The organism is Mesorhizobium wenxiniae (assembly GCF_002284535.1).
In the GTDB taxonomy this organism is placed as follows: Bacteria; Pseudomonadota; Alphaproteobacteria; order Rhizobiales; family Rhizobiaceae; genus Mesorhizobium; species Mesorhizobium wenxiniae.
The window spans coordinates 281,384-297,014 of sequence record NZ_NPKH01000039.1 but is presented as its reverse complement, the minus strand read 5'-3'; the positions used below and the strand labels follow the sequence as shown (position 1 = coordinate 297,014).

Annotated in this window: 16 protein-coding genes and 1 pseudogene; 13 read left to right on the top strand and 4 right to left on the bottom strand. The window is 62.5% G+C overall.

What is annotated here, in order from left to right:
* Positions 1-12: 12 nt before the first annotated feature.
* Together CIT31_RS31680 and CIT31_RS31675 are read left to right on the top strand one after the other, a co-directional pair.
* Positions 13-677: pseudogene (locus CIT31_RS31680) on the top strand (GntR family transcriptional regulator).
* A gap of 85 nt (positions 678-762) precedes the next feature.
* Positions 763-996 carry a DUF982 domain-containing protein gene (locus CIT31_RS31675; protein WP_245316534.1) on the top strand — a complete coding sequence of 78 codons (234 nt, stop codon included), beginning with the start codon at positions 763-765 and terminating at the stop codon, positions 994-996.
* 55 nt (positions 997-1,051) lie between these two features.
* On the opposite strand, the gene CIT31_RS31670 is transcribed toward CIT31_RS31675, so the two are convergent.
* Positions 1,052-1,210 (bottom strand): hypothetical protein, encoded by a 159-nt coding sequence (locus CIT31_RS31670; protein WP_023798419.1) that lies wholly within the window; start codon positions 1,208-1,210, stop codon positions 1,052-1,054.
* A gap of 431 nt (positions 1,211-1,641) precedes the next feature.
* On the opposite strand from CIT31_RS31670, the gene CIT31_RS31665 reads away from it, so the two are divergent.
* Positions 1,642-2,400: a glycosyl transferase family 90 gene (locus CIT31_RS31665; protein ID WP_342586969.1), complete on the top strand. Its 759-nt coding sequence runs from the start codon at positions 1,642-1,644 to the stop codon at positions 2,398-2,400.
* 12 nt (positions 2,401-2,412) lie between these two features.
* Here the strand turns inward: CIT31_RS31665 and CIT31_RS31660 are convergent, their stop codons facing one another.
* Complete coding sequence (locus CIT31_RS31660) at positions 2,413-3,456, bottom strand: aldo/keto reductase (protein WP_095521736.1); 1,044 nt, start codon at positions 3,454-3,456, stop codon at positions 2,413-2,415.
* Positions 3,457-3,715: 259 nt separating this feature from the next.
* Here CIT31_RS31660 and ppk2 point away from each other — a divergent pair, with 259 nt between their 5' ends.
* A complete protein-coding gene (ppk2, locus tag CIT31_RS31655; protein ID WP_065008041.1) occupies positions 3,716-4,636 on the top strand; it encodes a polyphosphate kinase 2 in 921 nt (306 codons plus the stop codon).
* Between the two features lie 232 nt (positions 4,637-4,868).
* Here ppk2 and CIT31_RS31650 read toward each other — a convergent pair whose 3' ends face one another.
* Positions 4,869-5,513 (bottom strand): dihydrofolate reductase family protein, encoded by a 645-nt coding sequence (locus tag CIT31_RS31650; protein WP_095521735.1) that lies wholly within the window; start codon positions 5,511-5,513, stop codon positions 4,869-4,871.
* A gap of 218 nt (positions 5,514-5,731) precedes the next feature.
* Positions 5,732-6,763, bottom strand: coding sequence for a porphobilinogen synthase (gene hemB / locus CIT31_RS31645; RefSeq protein WP_095521734.1), 1,032 nt, complete (start codon positions 6,761-6,763; stop codon positions 5,732-5,734).
* Between the two features lie 206 nt (positions 6,764-6,969).
* Between hemB and CIT31_RS31640 the strand changes: the two genes are divergently transcribed.
* From CIT31_RS31640 to CIT31_RS31595, 9 genes are all read left to right on the top strand, one after another.
* A complete protein-coding gene (locus tag CIT31_RS31640) occupies positions 6,970-8,013 on the top strand; it encodes an enoyl-CoA hydratase/isomerase family protein (RefSeq protein ID WP_095521733.1) in 1,044 nt (347 codons plus the stop codon).
* Positions 8,010-8,432, top strand: coding sequence for a DUF6163 family protein (locus CIT31_RS31635; RefSeq protein ID WP_095521732.1), 423 nt, complete (start codon positions 8,010-8,012; stop codon positions 8,430-8,432). The genes CIT31_RS31640 and CIT31_RS31635 overlap by 4 nt, the downstream gene beginning before the upstream one ends.
* Before the next feature lie 255 nt (positions 8,433-8,687).
* Positions 8,688-9,203 carry a transcriptional regulator LdtR gene (gene ldtR, locus CIT31_RS31630; protein ID WP_027154640.1) on the top strand — a complete coding sequence of 172 codons (516 nt, stop codon included), beginning with the start codon at positions 8,688-8,690 and terminating at the stop codon, positions 9,201-9,203.
* A 328-nt stretch (positions 9,204-9,531) separates the two neighbouring features.
* On the top strand, positions 9,532-10,785 hold the full coding sequence (locus tag CIT31_RS31625) for a L,D-transpeptidase family protein (protein WP_095521731.1): 1,254 nt from the start codon (positions 9,532-9,534) through the stop codon (positions 10,783-10,785).
* A 365-nt stretch (positions 10,786-11,150) separates the two neighbouring features.
* Entirely contained in the window at positions 11,151-12,464 is a 1,314-nt protein-coding gene (gene glyA, locus CIT31_RS31615; RefSeq protein WP_029353390.1) for a serine hydroxymethyltransferase, read from the top strand.
* 82 nt (positions 12,465-12,546) lie between these two features.
* Complete coding sequence (locus tag CIT31_RS31610; RefSeq protein WP_095521891.1) at positions 12,547-13,134, top strand: invasion associated locus B family protein; 588 nt, start codon at positions 12,547-12,549, stop codon at positions 13,132-13,134.
* Positions 13,135-13,282: 148 nt separating this feature from the next.
* Positions 13,283-13,759: a transcriptional regulator NrdR gene (gene nrdR, locus CIT31_RS31605; RefSeq protein ID WP_029353394.1), complete on the top strand. Its 477-nt coding sequence runs from the start codon at positions 13,283-13,285 to the stop codon at positions 13,757-13,759.
* Between the two features lie 2 nt (positions 13,760-13,761).
* Entirely contained in the window at positions 13,762-14,892 is a 1,131-nt protein-coding gene (gene ribD / locus CIT31_RS31600; protein ID WP_095521729.1) for a bifunctional diaminohydroxyphosphoribosylaminopyrimidine deaminase/5-amino-6-(5-phosphoribosylamino)uracil reductase RibD, read from the top strand.
* The gene (locus CIT31_RS31595) at positions 14,892-15,509 is read left to right on the top strand and encodes a riboflavin synthase (protein WP_095521728.1); all 618 of its coding nucleotides are present in this window, start codon (positions 14,892-14,894) and stop codon (positions 15,507-15,509) included. The genes ribD and CIT31_RS31595 overlap by 1 nt, the downstream gene beginning before the upstream one ends.
* The last annotated feature ends 122 nt before the right edge of the window (positions 15,510-15,631 follow it).

Sequence of the window (15,631 nt, the reverse complement as noted above, 5' to 3'; positions counted from 1 at the left end):
GAACGGAACACCATGTCGCAGATGCAGAATGTCGAAAAACACCTTCGCGGAATGATCCTCGGCCTTGAGATCGGCCCGGGCGAGCGGCTGACGGAGCGCTGGATCGAAAGCCGCTTCGGGGCCTCGCGTACGCCGGTCAGGGCAGCATTGCTGCGGCTCGAGACGGAAGGTCTGGTCTGCCGCGACGGGCGCGGCTGGACGGCATCGCCGATCAACCTCACCGAGCTCGAGCAGATCGCCGTTTACCGCGAGGCGGTCGAGGTGGCGGCGGTCAAGCTGACTTGTGCCTTGGAGGAGAGGAGCGCCGTCGACGTCATCGAGGCGATGCTGGACTCCTGTGACGCCGGCACCCCGCGCGAGGAATGGCATCGCGTCGGCATGGATTTCACATCGAGCTGGCACGCCTGTCCGGCAACGAGTTCCTGCTCAGGGCCGTTCGCGATGCCATGACGCGCCTGTCACGCGCCCGTTGGCTGGAGGTGCGCGACGAGGCGGCACTCGGCCGTGCCTGGGCCCAACACCGTGCCATTCTGGCAGCGGTGCGGACCGGCGATGCCGATGAGGCGGCACGGCGGCTTTCGGCCCATATCGTCGGCAGCCGCGACCGGCTGGTGATGTCATTGCACAATGACCGGCGCGGCCTGCGCGCCAGGGGATTTGCCGTCGTCGCGGCGTGATTGCGGAGGCAACCACTTTCGCCCTCGCTTCGCGAGCGCCGATGGCGTAAGAGCGGCGATGGAAAACAACCGATTTGAAACACCCGTGACCGTCAAGTCGGGCGCGGAGGGAACCACTCAGCTCTTGCGTACCGTCCGCGAGGCTTCCGACTACCTCCTCAACAGCTGGCCCGGCAAGCGCAGTCCAAAGCATCGCGAAGCGCTGCAGGCCTGCCATGATGCGCTGGCCGGCGACAAACCGGCGATGACCGCAAGGCGCGCCTTCATCGCCGCCGCGCGCGAGGTGAACGTGTTCGTCAGCGACAAGGCGCCGGCCTGAAGACGCAGCGGGATTCCTAGGCCAAATTCGATCCGCCTCGCGGGCCGGATGCGTTTTACTCTGCCGTTTCCGTTTCGGTCTCGGACGTGGTCTCGTCTTCGGGTTTCGAACGTTCCTTGGCTGCCACCTTGGCCGCCTGCTTTTCCGCCTTCTTGGCGGCCTTCTGCCGGTCGCGTTCCTTGCGTTCCTGGCCGTAATTCGGTGCTCGCGCCATATCTCTTCCTTTCACACTCCCAAGGTTCTTAGCCCTGCCTAGGAGCATTGGGCTCCAAACACAACACCGCAAAGAGCGATCGGCTCCATACACAGCCGGCAGGCTAGCTGAACACGGTTCTGTGGCTTGCAAGATGGCTGGCACAATGGTGTAGGAGGGGCCGGGGGCAAATCACAAGCCGACTTTTGATCAAGTGACCGATGGCCACCCTTCAAAGAAACGCCCAGAAGCTATTCTACTATGCGCGCAATGCCGTACGCGATATTGCACCGCAGGCGATGTTCCGCCGCAGGCTCGCCGGGCTGCTCGATCAGGCCAGGTTTTCGGATGGATCCGTCCGCGCGCGTCTCAATTATTACAATAGGTTGCAGGACCCTTTCGCGCCGAGCGCCGGCGCCGTGCCGGTCAGCCGCATGCCGAGAGGCCGGAGCATGTATTACTACGATCTGAAGGAATTTGCCCGCTACTTCGATCCCGATTTGCGCATCGACTTCGAATTCGGCGACGTCATTGAAGTGCCTGCGATGCCGTCGATCGTCAAGGATCGGCCGATCGCCGGCGACAACAGGAACGGGGTCCTGTTCAAGCTCAACAAGTTCCGCCACTTCCACATGCCCGCCGACGATATAGCCTTCGCGGACAAGCTTCCGGTTGCGGTGTGGCGCGGCGAGCTCACCAACCCGATAAGGACCTTGCTTCTGGAGGCCGCGCGCGATCTGCCCTTTTGCGATGTCGGCACGCCCAAACCGACGGCAGCGCCGGAATATCGCAAATCTTATCTGAGCATCGATCAGCAGCGGCGCTGTCGCTATATCATTTGGCTCGAAGGCAACGATGTGGCGACCAACCTAAAATGGATCATGAGTTCGAATTCGCTGTGCCTGATGCCGCCGACGTATGAGACATGGTTCGCCGAAAGCGAACTCGTGGCCGATGTTCACCATGTGCCGCTCGAACCTGATTTCACGGATTTGCCGAGCGGGTGCAATATCTCGAACGTCATCCGACTGAGGCCGAGCGTATCGTTGCCGCCGCCAACGCCTATTGCCGCAAGTTCGCCGACGAACGGGCCGAGCAGGCGATCTGCTTGCTCGTGCTCTACAAGTACTTCGTGCTCAGCGGCCAGATCGAGCCTGATCCCGAGGTCTGGCGTTTTATCTCAGGCTAACCCGCGGCGACCTTCGACCTGATCAGGACCGTTGTCAGATATCTTCCCGGTCAAGAACCAGATCGGCCGGACCAAACCGGTCCTTTGCCGTGAATTGCTGGTGCCAGTAGGGATACAGAACGGGCGGGCGGCTCACAGCGTCCAGGCGTGCGCGCTCATCGCTGGTCAGCACCAGGCTTGCAGCGGCGATATTGTCCTTGAACTGCGCTTCGGTCCGTCCGCCGATCACCAGCGAGCTGACGGCCGGCCGGCCGAGCAGCCAGGCAAGCGCCACCTGCGCTGCCGAGACGCCATGGTTCTTGCCGATATAGGCAAGCACATCGACGATCCGCCACAGCCGGTCTCCATCACGGATCGGCGGCTCCGTCCAACCGCTGAGCTGGCGGGAGGTGGCCTGGTCGCGGTGGTATTTGCCGGACAACAGTCCACCGGCGAGCGGGCTCCACACCAACACGCCGAGCCCCTGGTCGACCGAGATCGGCAGCAGTTCATATTCGGCTTCGCGTGCTTCCAGCGTGTAGTGGATCTGCTGGGTGACGAAGCGCGGCTGGTGCTGGCGGTCGCTGATCCCCAGCGCCTTCATCACTTGCCAGCCGGAATAGTTGGAACAGCCGACATAGCGGACCTTGCCCTGGCTGACGAGCGTGTCGAGCGCGGCGATGGTCTCCTCGAGCGGCGTCGTGCCGTCCCATTCGTGCAGGAAATAGATGTCGATGACGTCGGTCCTGAGGCGCTTCAGGCTCTTCTCGCACTCGCGGATCAGATGGTAGCGCGACAGCCCTTCGTCGTTGGGGCCTGTGCCGATCCGCATGCGCGCCTTGGAGGCGATCAGCACATCGCCCTTGCGTTTGCCGCCGAGCGCTTCGCCGATGATCTCTTCCGAAAGCCCGTTCGAATAGACATTGGCGGTGTCGATGAGATTGATGCCGGAATCTATGCAGAGGTCGATCATCCGGCGCGCCTCGTCGAGATCGGTCTTGCCGACCGCCGAAAATGCGCCGGCGCCGCCAAAGGTCATGGTGCCCATGGTCAGCGTCGAAACCTTCAGCCCGGAACGGCCGAGAGTGCGGTATTCCATGTCAGATCCTCGCAATTGCGTTGAGAAGGGCTGCTTCGAAGGCCGCCCGAGGGGAGCCTGGCATTTGTAGGACAATTCGACCCGCTTGTCGTGCATGCCATGGAGGCTGATCGATCACATCTCACAGATTTGCGCGACCGGCACACAGGCCGGCTGCAATAAAACCGTCATTGCCGGCCTGTATGCAAGTCGGCTCAAGGTGTTCGATCTTGGCCGGCACGCCGGACGCCGACAGGGGCTCGCACGCGGAGCAGCATAAATGACCGAAGCAAAACAGAATTCTCCTGCCAAGGACTGGCTGGAGGCGGAGCTCGCCGACACGCTTGACGAAGATTACGAGCTGGAAATGTCGGAACCGGCGCTGTCGCTGGAGATCGCCAAGATCTACAAGAAAGCGCATCCGCCCTCGATGGATCGCCAGCAATATTTTCGCGACCTGATCACGCTGCAATCCGAATTGATCAAGCTGCAGTCCTGGGTGGCATATCACAAGAAGAAGCTGGTCGTGGTTTTCGAGGGCCGCGATTCGGCCGGCAAGGGCGGCGTCATCAAGCGCATCACCCAGCGGCTCAATCCGCGCATCTGCCGCGTCGTAGCCTTGCCAGCCCCGACCGAACGCGAAAAGTCGCAATGGTATTTTCAGCGCTACGTCCCGCATCTGCCGGCAGGCGGCGAGATCGTGCTGTTCGACCGCTCCTGGTACAACCGCTCCGGCGTCGAAAGGGTGATGGGATTTGCCGAACCGGATCAGGTCGAGGAGTTTTTTCGCGACGTGCCGGAGTTCGAGCGCATGCTCGTCCGCTCCGGCATCACGCTGGTCAAATACTGGTTCTCCATCACCGACGAGGAGCAGCAGATGCGTTTCCAGATGCGCATCCATGATCCGATGAAGCAGTGGAAGCTGTCGCCGATGGACTTGCAGTCGCGCGTGCGCTGGGAGCAGTACACCAAGGCCAAGGAAGAGACGTTCGCCCGCACCAACATTCCCGAAGCCCCCTGGTTCATCGTCGAAGGCAACGACAAGAAGCGGGCGCGGCTGAACTGCATCGATCATCTCCTTAAGCAAATGCCTTATGAAGAAGTGCCGCACGAAGAGATCACGCTGCCCGACCGCGTCTTCAATCCCGAATACGAGCGCCAGGTGCTGCCGCGCGAGCTGTATGTACCGGAGAAGTATTGAGGCAGGGTTCCCTTCTCCCCGTCAGTATACCGGGAGAAGGTGCCGGCAGGCGGATGAGGGGCGGCGCCGACCTCGGCAGTTGAACCCGGCCAAGTTACTGCGTGGGCCAAACTCATTCTGACGCAATCTTCGATCGGTCGCGCCGCCCCTCATTGCACTGCCGGGCATTTCTCCCCGTATAGTGACGGGGAGAAATGGGCTTTCGCCAATTACCAACGTTGCAGAAGTGCCGCTAAGCCCGCTTGATGATGACGTGCGTGGCAAGCGGCGTCGCCGCCTGTTCGGTGCACTGATAGCCGAGCTTGAACATGTCGAGGCCAGCAAAAAGGTTCTCACCCTTGCCGAGCAGCAGCGGCGACACCGCCAGGTGCATCTCGTCAATCAGCTTCTCCTGCAGATATTGCCGGATGGTGGCGACGCCGCCGCCGACCCGAACATCCTTGCCGCCAGCCGCCGCCTTCGCCTGTTCCAGCGCCGAGCGGATGCCGTCGGTGACGAAATAGAAAGTCGTGCCGCCTTCCATCACAATAGGGTCGCGTGGATGGTGGGTCAGCACAAAGACCGGTACGTGGTAAGGTGGATTGTCGCCCCACCAGCCTTTCCAGTTCTCGTCCGGCCATTCGCCGCGGATCGGGCCGAACATGTTGCGGCCCAGGATCCAGGCGCCGACATTTTCGAAGCTGCGCACGGTGAACTCCTCGTCGGTATCCATGGTGCCGCCCTCCTTGCCAACCATCTGACGAAATGTGCGGGTGCCGACCATCCATTTGTGCAGATCTTCTCCGCCGACACCGAGAGGATTGCTGAGATCCTGGTCAGGACCGGCGCCGAACCCGTCGAGCGACAGGGTGAAAGCGTTGACACGAAGTTTGGACATGAGAGCCTCCTCGATAACCAGTTGCGTTATGCAATCAGTTATTGGTAGCTTAACTGATTGCGATTTGCAAGCGGTGTTTGGAACACGGCAAGGCGAGAGTAAAGGGCCAGGCGACTCTCGCTGCGTTTCACCGGCCTGAAACTGAAATTGTCCTGTATGTCGAAGCGGATCGCCGGCTATTGTTCGCGCCGCGAACCAATGTTCGGCTGAAGGGGATGCTACCCCTCCAGCATCGCCGCCACTTCGGGCGCGAAATAGGTGAGGATGCCGTCGCAGCCGGCGCGCTTGAAGGCTAGCAGCGATTCCAACATCGCCTTGTCGCCGTCGATCCAGCCATTGGCAGCGGCCGCCTTGATCATCGAATATTCGCCCGACACCTGATAGGCGAAGGTCGGCATCCGGAATTCGTCCTTCAGCCTGCGGATGATGTCGAGATAGGGCAGGCCGGGCTTGACCATCAGCATGTCGGCGCCCTCGGTGAGGTCCTGCTCGGCCTCGCGCACGGCCTCGTCGGAATTGGCGTGGTCGAGATAGTAGGTCTTCTTGTCGCCCTTGAGCAGGCCGGCGGTGCCGACCGCCTCGCGATAGGGCCCGTAGAAAGCGGAGGCGAATTTCGTCGCGTAGGACATGATCGCCACATCCTGAAAACCATTGGCGTCGAGCGCGTCGCGAATGGCGCCGATGCGGCCGTCCATCATGTCGGAAGGCGCGATGATGTCGGCGCCGGCCGCCGCCTGGATGACGGCAGCCGCCGTCACCTGTTCCACCGTCTCGTCGTTGACGATGATGCCGTCGCGCAAGATGCCGTCATGGCCGTGCGAGGTGAAGGGGTCGAGCGCGGCATCGGTGATGATGCCGATCTCTGGCACCGCGTGTTTGATGGCGCGCGTGGCGCGGTTGATGACGTTTTCCGGATCGAGGATATGCGAGCCGGTCTGGTCGCGCAGGCCGAGCTCGACATTCGGGAAGGTGGCGATCGCCGGAATGCCGAGCTTTGCCGCGCGCTCGGCCTCCTTGACGGCAAGGTCGAGCGACAGGCGGAAGACGCCGGGCATGGCGGCGATCGGTTCGCGGATATTCTTCCCATCGACGACGAAGATCGGCCAGATCAGGTCGTCGACGGAGAGCCGGTTCTCCTGGACGAGGCGGCGCGACCAGTCGGCCTTGCGCATGCGGCGCAAACGGCGGCTGCCGGTGATCTCGTCGACGCTGCGCGCGCCGGCAGGCTTTGCTGGGGTGAATTTGTTCATCGCCAAAACTCCGGATCGGCAGTTTTTACCACGAGCTTCCGCCGCTGACCAATGCGGCGCGTTTGTGCCAGGCTGGCATTACCTGGATATCGGTCTACCAAATCCGGCTGACCGTTGCAGGACAGGATTGACCTTGGCATTGACGCACCCATGCGCCACGCTTTAGCACTTCAGTCCCGGCGGCGCAGGGGAGGGAATGTCAGGCGATGGATTTTGGCGGCAGCGACGAGATCCGCTTCGGACGATTGGACAGGGCCCGCATCGTCACGCTGACGCGGCCGCAAGCGCTCAATGCCGTCACCCACCGCATGGTCAAGGCGCTCGACAAGGCGCTTCGCGCCTGGGAGCGGGACGACGGCGTCGACGTCGTCATCGTCAAGGCCGAGGGCAGGGCGTTTTCGGCCGGCGGCGACATCCTCCACATCTACGAGGCCGGCCGGGCGGGAAAGCCGCCGGTCGATTTCTTCGCCGACGAATACCGGCTGAACGCCCGCATCGCGCGGTTCAAAAAACCCTATGTCGCCCTGATCGACGGCATCGTCATGGGCGGCGGCGTCGGCATCTCGTTCCACGGTTCGCATCGGGTGCTGACCGAAAACGCCCAATTCGCCATGCCGGAAGTCGGCATCGGCTTTTTCCCGGATGTCGGCGCCAGTCATCTCCTGCCGAACCTTGGCGGCAGTTTCGGCATCTATCTGGCCCTGACCGGAAACCGCATCCGCTATGGCGACGCTTTGTGGTCGGGCCTGGCGACGCATACGATCAAGGCGCAGGACCAGGCCGGTTTTCTCGACCGGCTGGTCGCGACCGGCGACCCGGAATCGGCGCTGCGCGGCTTTTCCGTCCCGGCCCGCCGCGAGACTGACAGTCGGACGATGGAAGCGATCGCCCGGCATTTCGCGCAAACGTCGCTGGGTGACGTCATTGGCAGCCTGGAGCGCGCCGCACCCGCCGATGCGTTCGCGGCAAAGACGCTGGCGACGATCCGCACCCGCTCGCCGACCAGTCTGCATGTCGCCTGGCGCGAGATCAACGCCGGGCTGACGCTATCGATGGACGAGTGCATGCGGATGGAATTCCGCATCCTCAACCGCATGCTTGCCGGCCACGATTTCTACGAAGGCATCCGCGCTGCCATCATCGACAAGGGCTCGACGCCGCAATGGCGGCCGGCAGGCATCGACGACGTCAGTGCTGCCGAGGTCGATGCCTATTTTGCTCCGCTCGGCGAACGGGAACTCGAGCTGTGAGCGACGTCACGTCGAGACGCGTCGTGCTCCAGCCCTCGACGGTCGAGGTCATCTTCGCCTGGTTCCAGCGCGTCATATCGGGCTACTGCCTGTTGTTCGGGATTTTGTACTGGATCCGGCTGATCGGCCTCTATCCCGGCTCGTTGTGGCGCTTCGACCTGATGCCGGTGCATTGGCAGGTGGCGGCGGTGACGCTCGCCGTCTTCTTCCCCTTCGCCGCCGCCGGTCTGTGGATGCTGGCCTCCTGGGGGCCGGTGATCTGGTTCATCTGCGCGGCGACCGAGATCGTCATGTATGCCGGCTTTCCCGAGCTCTTCGGCCACCGGCCGCTGATCCTCGCCTCGCATGCGGCGGTGGCGCTGCTCTACATCGTCTTTCGCGTGGTGATCTGGATCCAGAAGCGCCAGCGCCGGCAATAGAGCATCGGACCGACACTCAACAAGAATAGCGCCGCGCGTCCCATTGGACGCGCAAATTTCGCCCGAAATCATTGGCTAAATCTTTAGGTTAATCATCCTTGTTCGGGTGACCCTTCGTTAAGCCTCTTTCGAAACCTCTTACCGGTAAGCTCTTGTTAGCCCTAGCGTTTAAGTCGAATTTTATGAGTATTCGATAGTGTCGCGATCAAGGTGAAAAACAAAAAATCACCAGGCGACAAACGAGAGGCAAAGACAATGATCAATTCCCGTCCGGCGGCGAAGACCGCCAATGTATCCGATGACCGCCGCGAGGCAATCCGTTCGCTGTACATGGAATCGCTGCAGCTGGTGGAGCGGCTGCACCGCCGTCTGCTTGACGTGATCAAGGACGAATTCGACCGCAACGGCCGTTCCGACATCAACGCCATCCAGGCGCTGCTGCTCTTCAACATCGGCAATTCGGAGCTGACCGCCGGCGAACTGCGCTCGCGCGGCTACTATCTCGGCTCGAACGTCTCCTACAATCTGAAGAAGCTGGTTGATCTCGGCTTCATCAACCACCAGCGCTCGCGTATCGACCGCCGTTCGGTGCGGGTTTCGCTGACGCCGAAGGGCAGTGAGGTGGCGGAAGTCGTCGCCGGCCTCTACGAGCGCCATGTCGGCTCGATCGAGCAGGTCGGCGGCATCAACACGGAAGAATTCAAGCAGATGAACCGCGCCCTGCAGCGGCTGGATCGGTTCTGGAACGACACGATTGCGTATCGGATGTAAGGCGCCGCATCGAGATCGGGAGCCGCGCCATAGAAGCGCGGTCGGGGACAGCCAATCAAGGACCGGTGCCGAAAAGCATCGGTCTTTCCGTTTCGTGATACCGGCGGATCCAAATCACGGTCAGGGCCACGTTGCCGCCATATTCCCGGTGAAAGCGAGGATGCGGGTGATGTTGCGGCGAAAGCCGGCGTCTCCCTGAACGCGCGTCGCCCCCGGCGCGCTCTCGCGAAGTGATAGGGGTCATGGTTGGCGAATTGTTAACAATGCCAACCCTAGAGTGCGGGCGGCATCGCCCGGTGAAATTGTTACAGGAATGTCTGGAGCGTACATGAGAACCAGTCGCCGTTTCTTCCTTTCCGGAGCCTCCGCGTTGGCCGCGACGATGCTTGCCGGTGGTGCCAGCGCGCAGGACGTGATCGCGGATATCCTGAAATCCTCAGGCCGCGGCAACTGGAACGACCAGTTCGACGCCCGCGCCAGCCAGGGCGGCAAGGTGGCCTCGACGCTGCCGATCGTCAGCCTGCAGACCGTTGCGTACACCGAGCAGGCGATAGCGCAGTATCAGAACATTGTCGCGCAGGGCGGCTGGGAGCCGGTCCCGGACACCAAGAAATTGCAGCTCGGTGTTATCGACCCCGACGTGGTGCCATTGCGCAGGCGCTTGATGATTTCGGGCGACCTGGCGCAGAGCGCCGGCCTGTCAGAGGCCTTCGATTCCTATGTCGATGCGGCGGTCAAGCGCTTCCAGGCGCGCCATGGCCTGCCTTCCGACGGGACCCTGGGCCAATATACCTATGCGGCGATGAATGTTTCGGCGCAGGTCCGGCTTGGCCAGCTGCAGACGAATCTGCAGCGGCTGAACGAACGCGCCGGCACGCTGGGCAACCGTTATGTGTTGGTCGACATCCCGGGCGCCCAGATCGAGGCGGTCGAGAACGACCGCGTCGTGCTGCGCCACACCGCCGTTGTCGGCAAGATCGACCGCCAGACGCCGATCGTCGATTCCAAGATCAACGAGATCATCGTCAATCCCTACTGGAACGCGCCGGTATCGATCGTGCGCAAGGATATCATTCCGCTGATGCGGAAGGACCCCAACTACCTCAAGGACAGCAAGATCCGCCTGTTCGCACCGGATGGCAGCGAGGTCGATCCGCTGACCGTCGACTGGTCGACCGACGACGCGGAGAAATACCGCTTCCGTCAGGATCCGGGCGCCGGCAACGCAATGGCCTCGGTCAAGATCAATTTCCCGAGCCCGGACGGCGTCTACATGCACGACACGCCGCAGCAGAGCCTGTTCGGCAAGATGATGCGCTTCGATTCCTCGGGCTGCGTGCGCGTCCAGAACGTGCGCGACCTCGTCACCTGGATCCTGCGCGACACGCCGGGCTGGAACCGCCAGTATTTCGAGTCGGCGATCAAGAGCGGCGAGAACATCCCGGTGCAGGTCACCAATCCGGTGCCGGTCTATTTCCTTTACATCTCGGCCTGGTCGACGGGGCCTGGCGTCGTGCAGTTCCGCGACGATATCTACGGGCTCGACGGAGCCAACGAGCTGCAAATCACCTCTGCGCTCTAAGCGACTGATCTTTTTGCTGAAAGGCCGCCGGTGAGGGCGGCCTTTTTGTATCCGGCTGGAGGGCGCGCTTCGCGCCGGGTCCGGAAAGCGCCGTTCGGTACAGAGCCATGCAAGTCGCCACGCGGCCAAGGCGCGGTGCGCGCCATGTTTCGGCGTTGGCAGATCAACGACCATACGAAGCAGGCGCTGCTGACCGAGATCACGCTCACCGAGGCGTTGCTGAACGGCCGGCAGGCAAGAAAATAGGTGGCTCTTTGGCCTGGCTGCCGCAATCCGACCAGCAAATTTCGCGCCGCAAACGTGGCGGGGCGAAATCAACTGTGTTAATGGCGCGGCAGACCCCCCGGACGACAAGGATCTCAAGCATGGCAACAGCAGCGGCAGTGTCGAACAAATTCGAATCCTTCTTCGAAACCACGCTTGCCGATGCCGACCCGGAGATTTTCGGCGCGATCCGCAACGAACTCGGCCGCCAGCGCCACGAGATCGAGCTGATCGCATCGGAAAACATTGTCTCCCGCGCCGTGCTGGAAGCGCAGGGGTCGATCATGACCAACAAATACGCCGAGGGCTATCCGGGCAAGCGCTACTATGGCGGCTGCCAGTTCGTCGACGTGGCCGAGGAACTAGCCATTGAGCGTGCGAAAAAGCTGTTCGGCTGTAACTTCGCCAACGTCCAACCGAATTCCGGCAGCCAGATGAACCAGGCGGTGTTCCTGGCGCTGCTGCAGCCCGGTGATACCTTCATGGGTCTCGATCTGAACTCGGGCGGGCATCTGACCCATGGCTCGCCGGTCAATATGAGCGGCAAATGGTTCAAGGTCGTTTCCTACGGCGTGCGCAGGGACGATCATCTGCTCGACATGGATGCGATCGAGAAGACCGCCCACGAAACCAAGCCGAAGCTGATCCTGGCCGGCGGCACCGCCTATTCGCGCGTCTGGGACTGGAAGCGCTTTCGCGAGATCGCCGACTCGATCGGCGCCTATCTGATGGTCGACATGGCCCATATTGCCGGCCTGGTCGCCGGTGGCGTGCATCCGTCGCCGCTGCCCTATGCCCATGTGGTGACCACCACCACGCACAAGTCGCTGCGCGGCCCGCGTGGCGGCATGATCCTGTGCAACGACGAGGATATCGCCAAGAAGATGAATTCGGCCGTGTTTCCGGGCCTGCAGGGTGGCCCGCTGATGCATGTCATCGCCGCCAAGGCGGTGGCCTTCGGCGAAGCGCTGAAGCCAAGCTTCAAACTCTACGCCGAGAGCGTTGCCGCCAATGCCAAGGCGCTTGCCTCCAGCCTGCAGGAAACCGGTCTCGACATCGTCTCCGGCGGCACCGACAACCATCTGATGCTGGTCGACCTGCGCCCGAAGAACGCCACCGGCAAACGCGCCGAGGCAGCGCTTGGCCGCGCCAACATCACCTGCAACAAGAACGGCATCCCTTTCGATCCCGAAAAGCCGTTCGTCACCTCGGGCGTGCGGCTCGGCACGCCGGCCGGCACCACGCGCGGTTTCGGCCAGGCCGAGTTCCGCGAGATCGGCAAGCTGATCGCCGAGGTGCTGGACGGGCTCAAGGCCGCGAATTCCGACGAGGGCAATGCAGCCGTCGAGGCAGCGGTGAAGGCGAAGGTGGCCGCGCTGACGGATCGTTTTCCGCTCTATCCCTATCTCGGTTGAGCTCACGCAAAGTGTCGTCCCTTATCAGCCGGACGAAAAGCACTGTTTCAGTGGGGACGGAGTCCGGACAGGAGCCTTGATGATGATGCAGATTTTCCGTGTCGCTGGCTTTGCCGCGCTTGGCGTGTTGGCGACACTGACCACCTTGCCGCTGTCCGCTTTGGCACAGTCTGCGCCCACCCCAGCCGCACCGAAGACCGAAACCTTCGGCAAGTGGTCCACCACTGTGGACGAGATCGATACCGGTGAGGATCTGCGCAGGACCTGTGTCGCCTCGACCGCCTTTCTCGACGCGAGCGGTGCCAGCGGCACCCTCACGCTCGCCATCTCGAATGGTGATGCACTGCCGCCCGATGGCTATCCAACCCTTGTCATCACCATGAAGAACAAGGACTTGCCGACTGGCGAGAACATTCCGGCGGTGTTCGGCGACAGCAACGGCAAGGTCAAGGCGTCCGTCGATGCCACGGCGGGTGCCGGCGGAAAATGGATGTTGAAAAACAAGCCCGAGATCAGCCTGGCGCTGCTGCGTGCCATGCGCCGCGCCAGCGCACTCGATGTGATCTTCGCCGACACACCGGTCGCGACGGTATCGATGGACGGCTTCACAAAGGCCTATCGCAGCCTCGGCGTGTCATGTGGATTCCCAACCGTCGACGTCGCGCCGTAATCGGCCGGTGTTGCCGTCTGGTATGATCTGGCAATTTTCCTCGCGCCTCGCTATCTCTGAGGCGCGAGAGACCACCCCGATACTTTGCCATCGCGGCAAAAACCTCTAAGCCTTTCGCTCCACGAGAATCGCGAACACAAGGCTGTCCATGCGCTGTCCCTACTGCCAGTCCGAAGATACGCAGGTGAAGGATTCGCGCCCCGCCGAAGACGGCGCGGCGATCCGCAGGCGGCGCGTCTGCCCCGATTGCGGCGGCCGCTTCACCACCTTCGAGCGTGTGCAGTTGCGCGACCTCGTGGTGGTGAAGAAGTCCGGACGCAAGGTGCCGTTCGACCGCGACAAGCTGCTGCGCTCGGTCGAGATCGCGGTGCGCAAGCGCAATGTCGATCCCGAGCGCATCGACCGCGCGGTGACCGGCATCGTGCGCCAGCTCGAAAGTTCGGGCGAGACCGAGGTTTCCTCAGGCGAGGTCGGCCGCCTGGTGATGGAGGCGCTGAAATCGCTCGACGACGTCGCCTATGTGCGCTTTGCCTCGGTCTATCGCAATTTCCGCGAGGCCAAGGATTTTCACGAGGTGCTGGGTGAGCTCAAAGGTGACGAGCTCAAGGAAGAGGACGCCGGCTGAGCATGGCAGGGCCCGGGCGCAGCCAAGCCGAACAAGAGGGTCTTGATCGCCGCTTCATGGCGGCAGCACTCAGGCTGTCGCGCAAAAATGCCGGGCGGACCGCGACCAACCCTTCCGTCGGCACGCTGATCGTGCGTGACGACGGCACCGGACCGATGATCGTCGGCACCGGTGTCACCGCTGTCGGCGGCCGGCCGCATGCTGAGACCGAGGCGCTGGCCGAGGCCGGCGAGCTCGCACGCGGCGCCACCGCCTATGTCACACTGGAGCCCTGCGCCCACCATGGCCGCACGCCGCCTTGCGCCAATGCACTGCTCAATGCCGGCGTCACGCGGGTGGTTGGGGCTGTGAGCGACCCCGATCCACGCGTGTCCGGCAAGGGCTATGCGATCCTGCGTGCCGCCGGTGTCGAGGTTGTCGAAAGGGTGCTCGCGGCAGAAGCCGCCGAGCAGATGGCCGGCTATCTCATTCGATCTCTGAAAAAACGTCCGGAAGTGATCCTGAAGCTTGCGCTTTCCAGCGACGGCAAGATCGGCATGGAAGGCGAGGGGCAAGTCTCGATCACCGGCGACATCGCCCGGCGCGAAGTCTATCTGATGCGGGCCGAAGCCGACGGCATATTGATCGGCATCGGCACGGCGCTGGAGGACGATCCGGCGCTGACGGTGCGGTTGCCGGGGCTGGAAAACCGTTCGCCGGCCCGCATCGTGCTCGACCGCCAGATCAGGCTGCCGGAAACATCGAAGCTGGTCGCCGGCGTCGACCGGGTTCCGCTCTATGTCGCCGCCTGTGCCGAAGCCGACCCATACCGGCGGGCCGCGCTCGAACGCGCCGGCGTGCGCTTCATCGGCACCGAGACGTATGAAGGCGATATAGCGTTGCCGGAACTGCTCGAGGATCTGGCGGCGCTTGGGATGGCGAGCGTGCTGGTCGAGGGCGGCGCCAAGGTGGCCAAGGCCTTCCTCGCCGAAGGGCTGGTCGACCGCATCGTGCTGTTCCAGGGGCAGGAGCCGATCGGCAGGAGCGGCATTGTATCGCCCATCGACGCCAACCATATCCCGGCAGGATTTCGCAAATTGCGCGACATGCGTTTCGGCGAAGACAGCTACGCGGAGTGGATAAGGGACATCTGATGTTTACCGGGATTGTCACCGATGTCGGCACCGTCGCTGCGGTGAAGCCGCTGAGAATGGGCGTCGGCCTGCGCATTGACACCGCCTATGACCCGCAGACCATCGCCATCGGTGCTTCGATTTGTTGTGGCGGCGTCTGCCTGACGGTGACGGCGTTGCCGGAAAGCGGCGCCAATGCGCGCTGGTTCGAGGTCGAGGCCTGGGAAGAGGCGCTCAGGCTGACAACCGCCATGGGCTGGAGATCCGGCACGAGAATCAATCTGGAGCGGGCGCTGAAGATCGGCGACGAGCTTGGTGGCCACATCGTTTCAGGCCATGTCGACGGCACGGCCGAGATCATCGAACGCAAGGACGAGGGCGATGCTGTGCGCTTCACGCTGGAAGCGCCGCGCGACCTGGCCAAATTTATCGCGCCCAAGGGTTCGGTCGCGCTCGACGGTACCTCGCTCACCGTCAACAAGGTTGAGGGCACGCGCATCGACGTGCTTCTGATCCATCACTCGCTGACGGTGACCACCTGGGGTGAACGCCAGGTCGGCGACCGGGTCAACCTTGAGATCGACACCATGGCTCGCTACGCGGCGCGTTTGGCCGAGGCCGCGAAAGTGGGGCTTTGATGATTGAGGGCAGAAGGACTTCCAGACAGGAAGAGCAACTGACGCGCGAAGCGTTAGCCGATGTTGACGCCGGTAATGTGATTGACCACCATGTCATGCAGGCTTGGGCTTTGAGCCTTGAT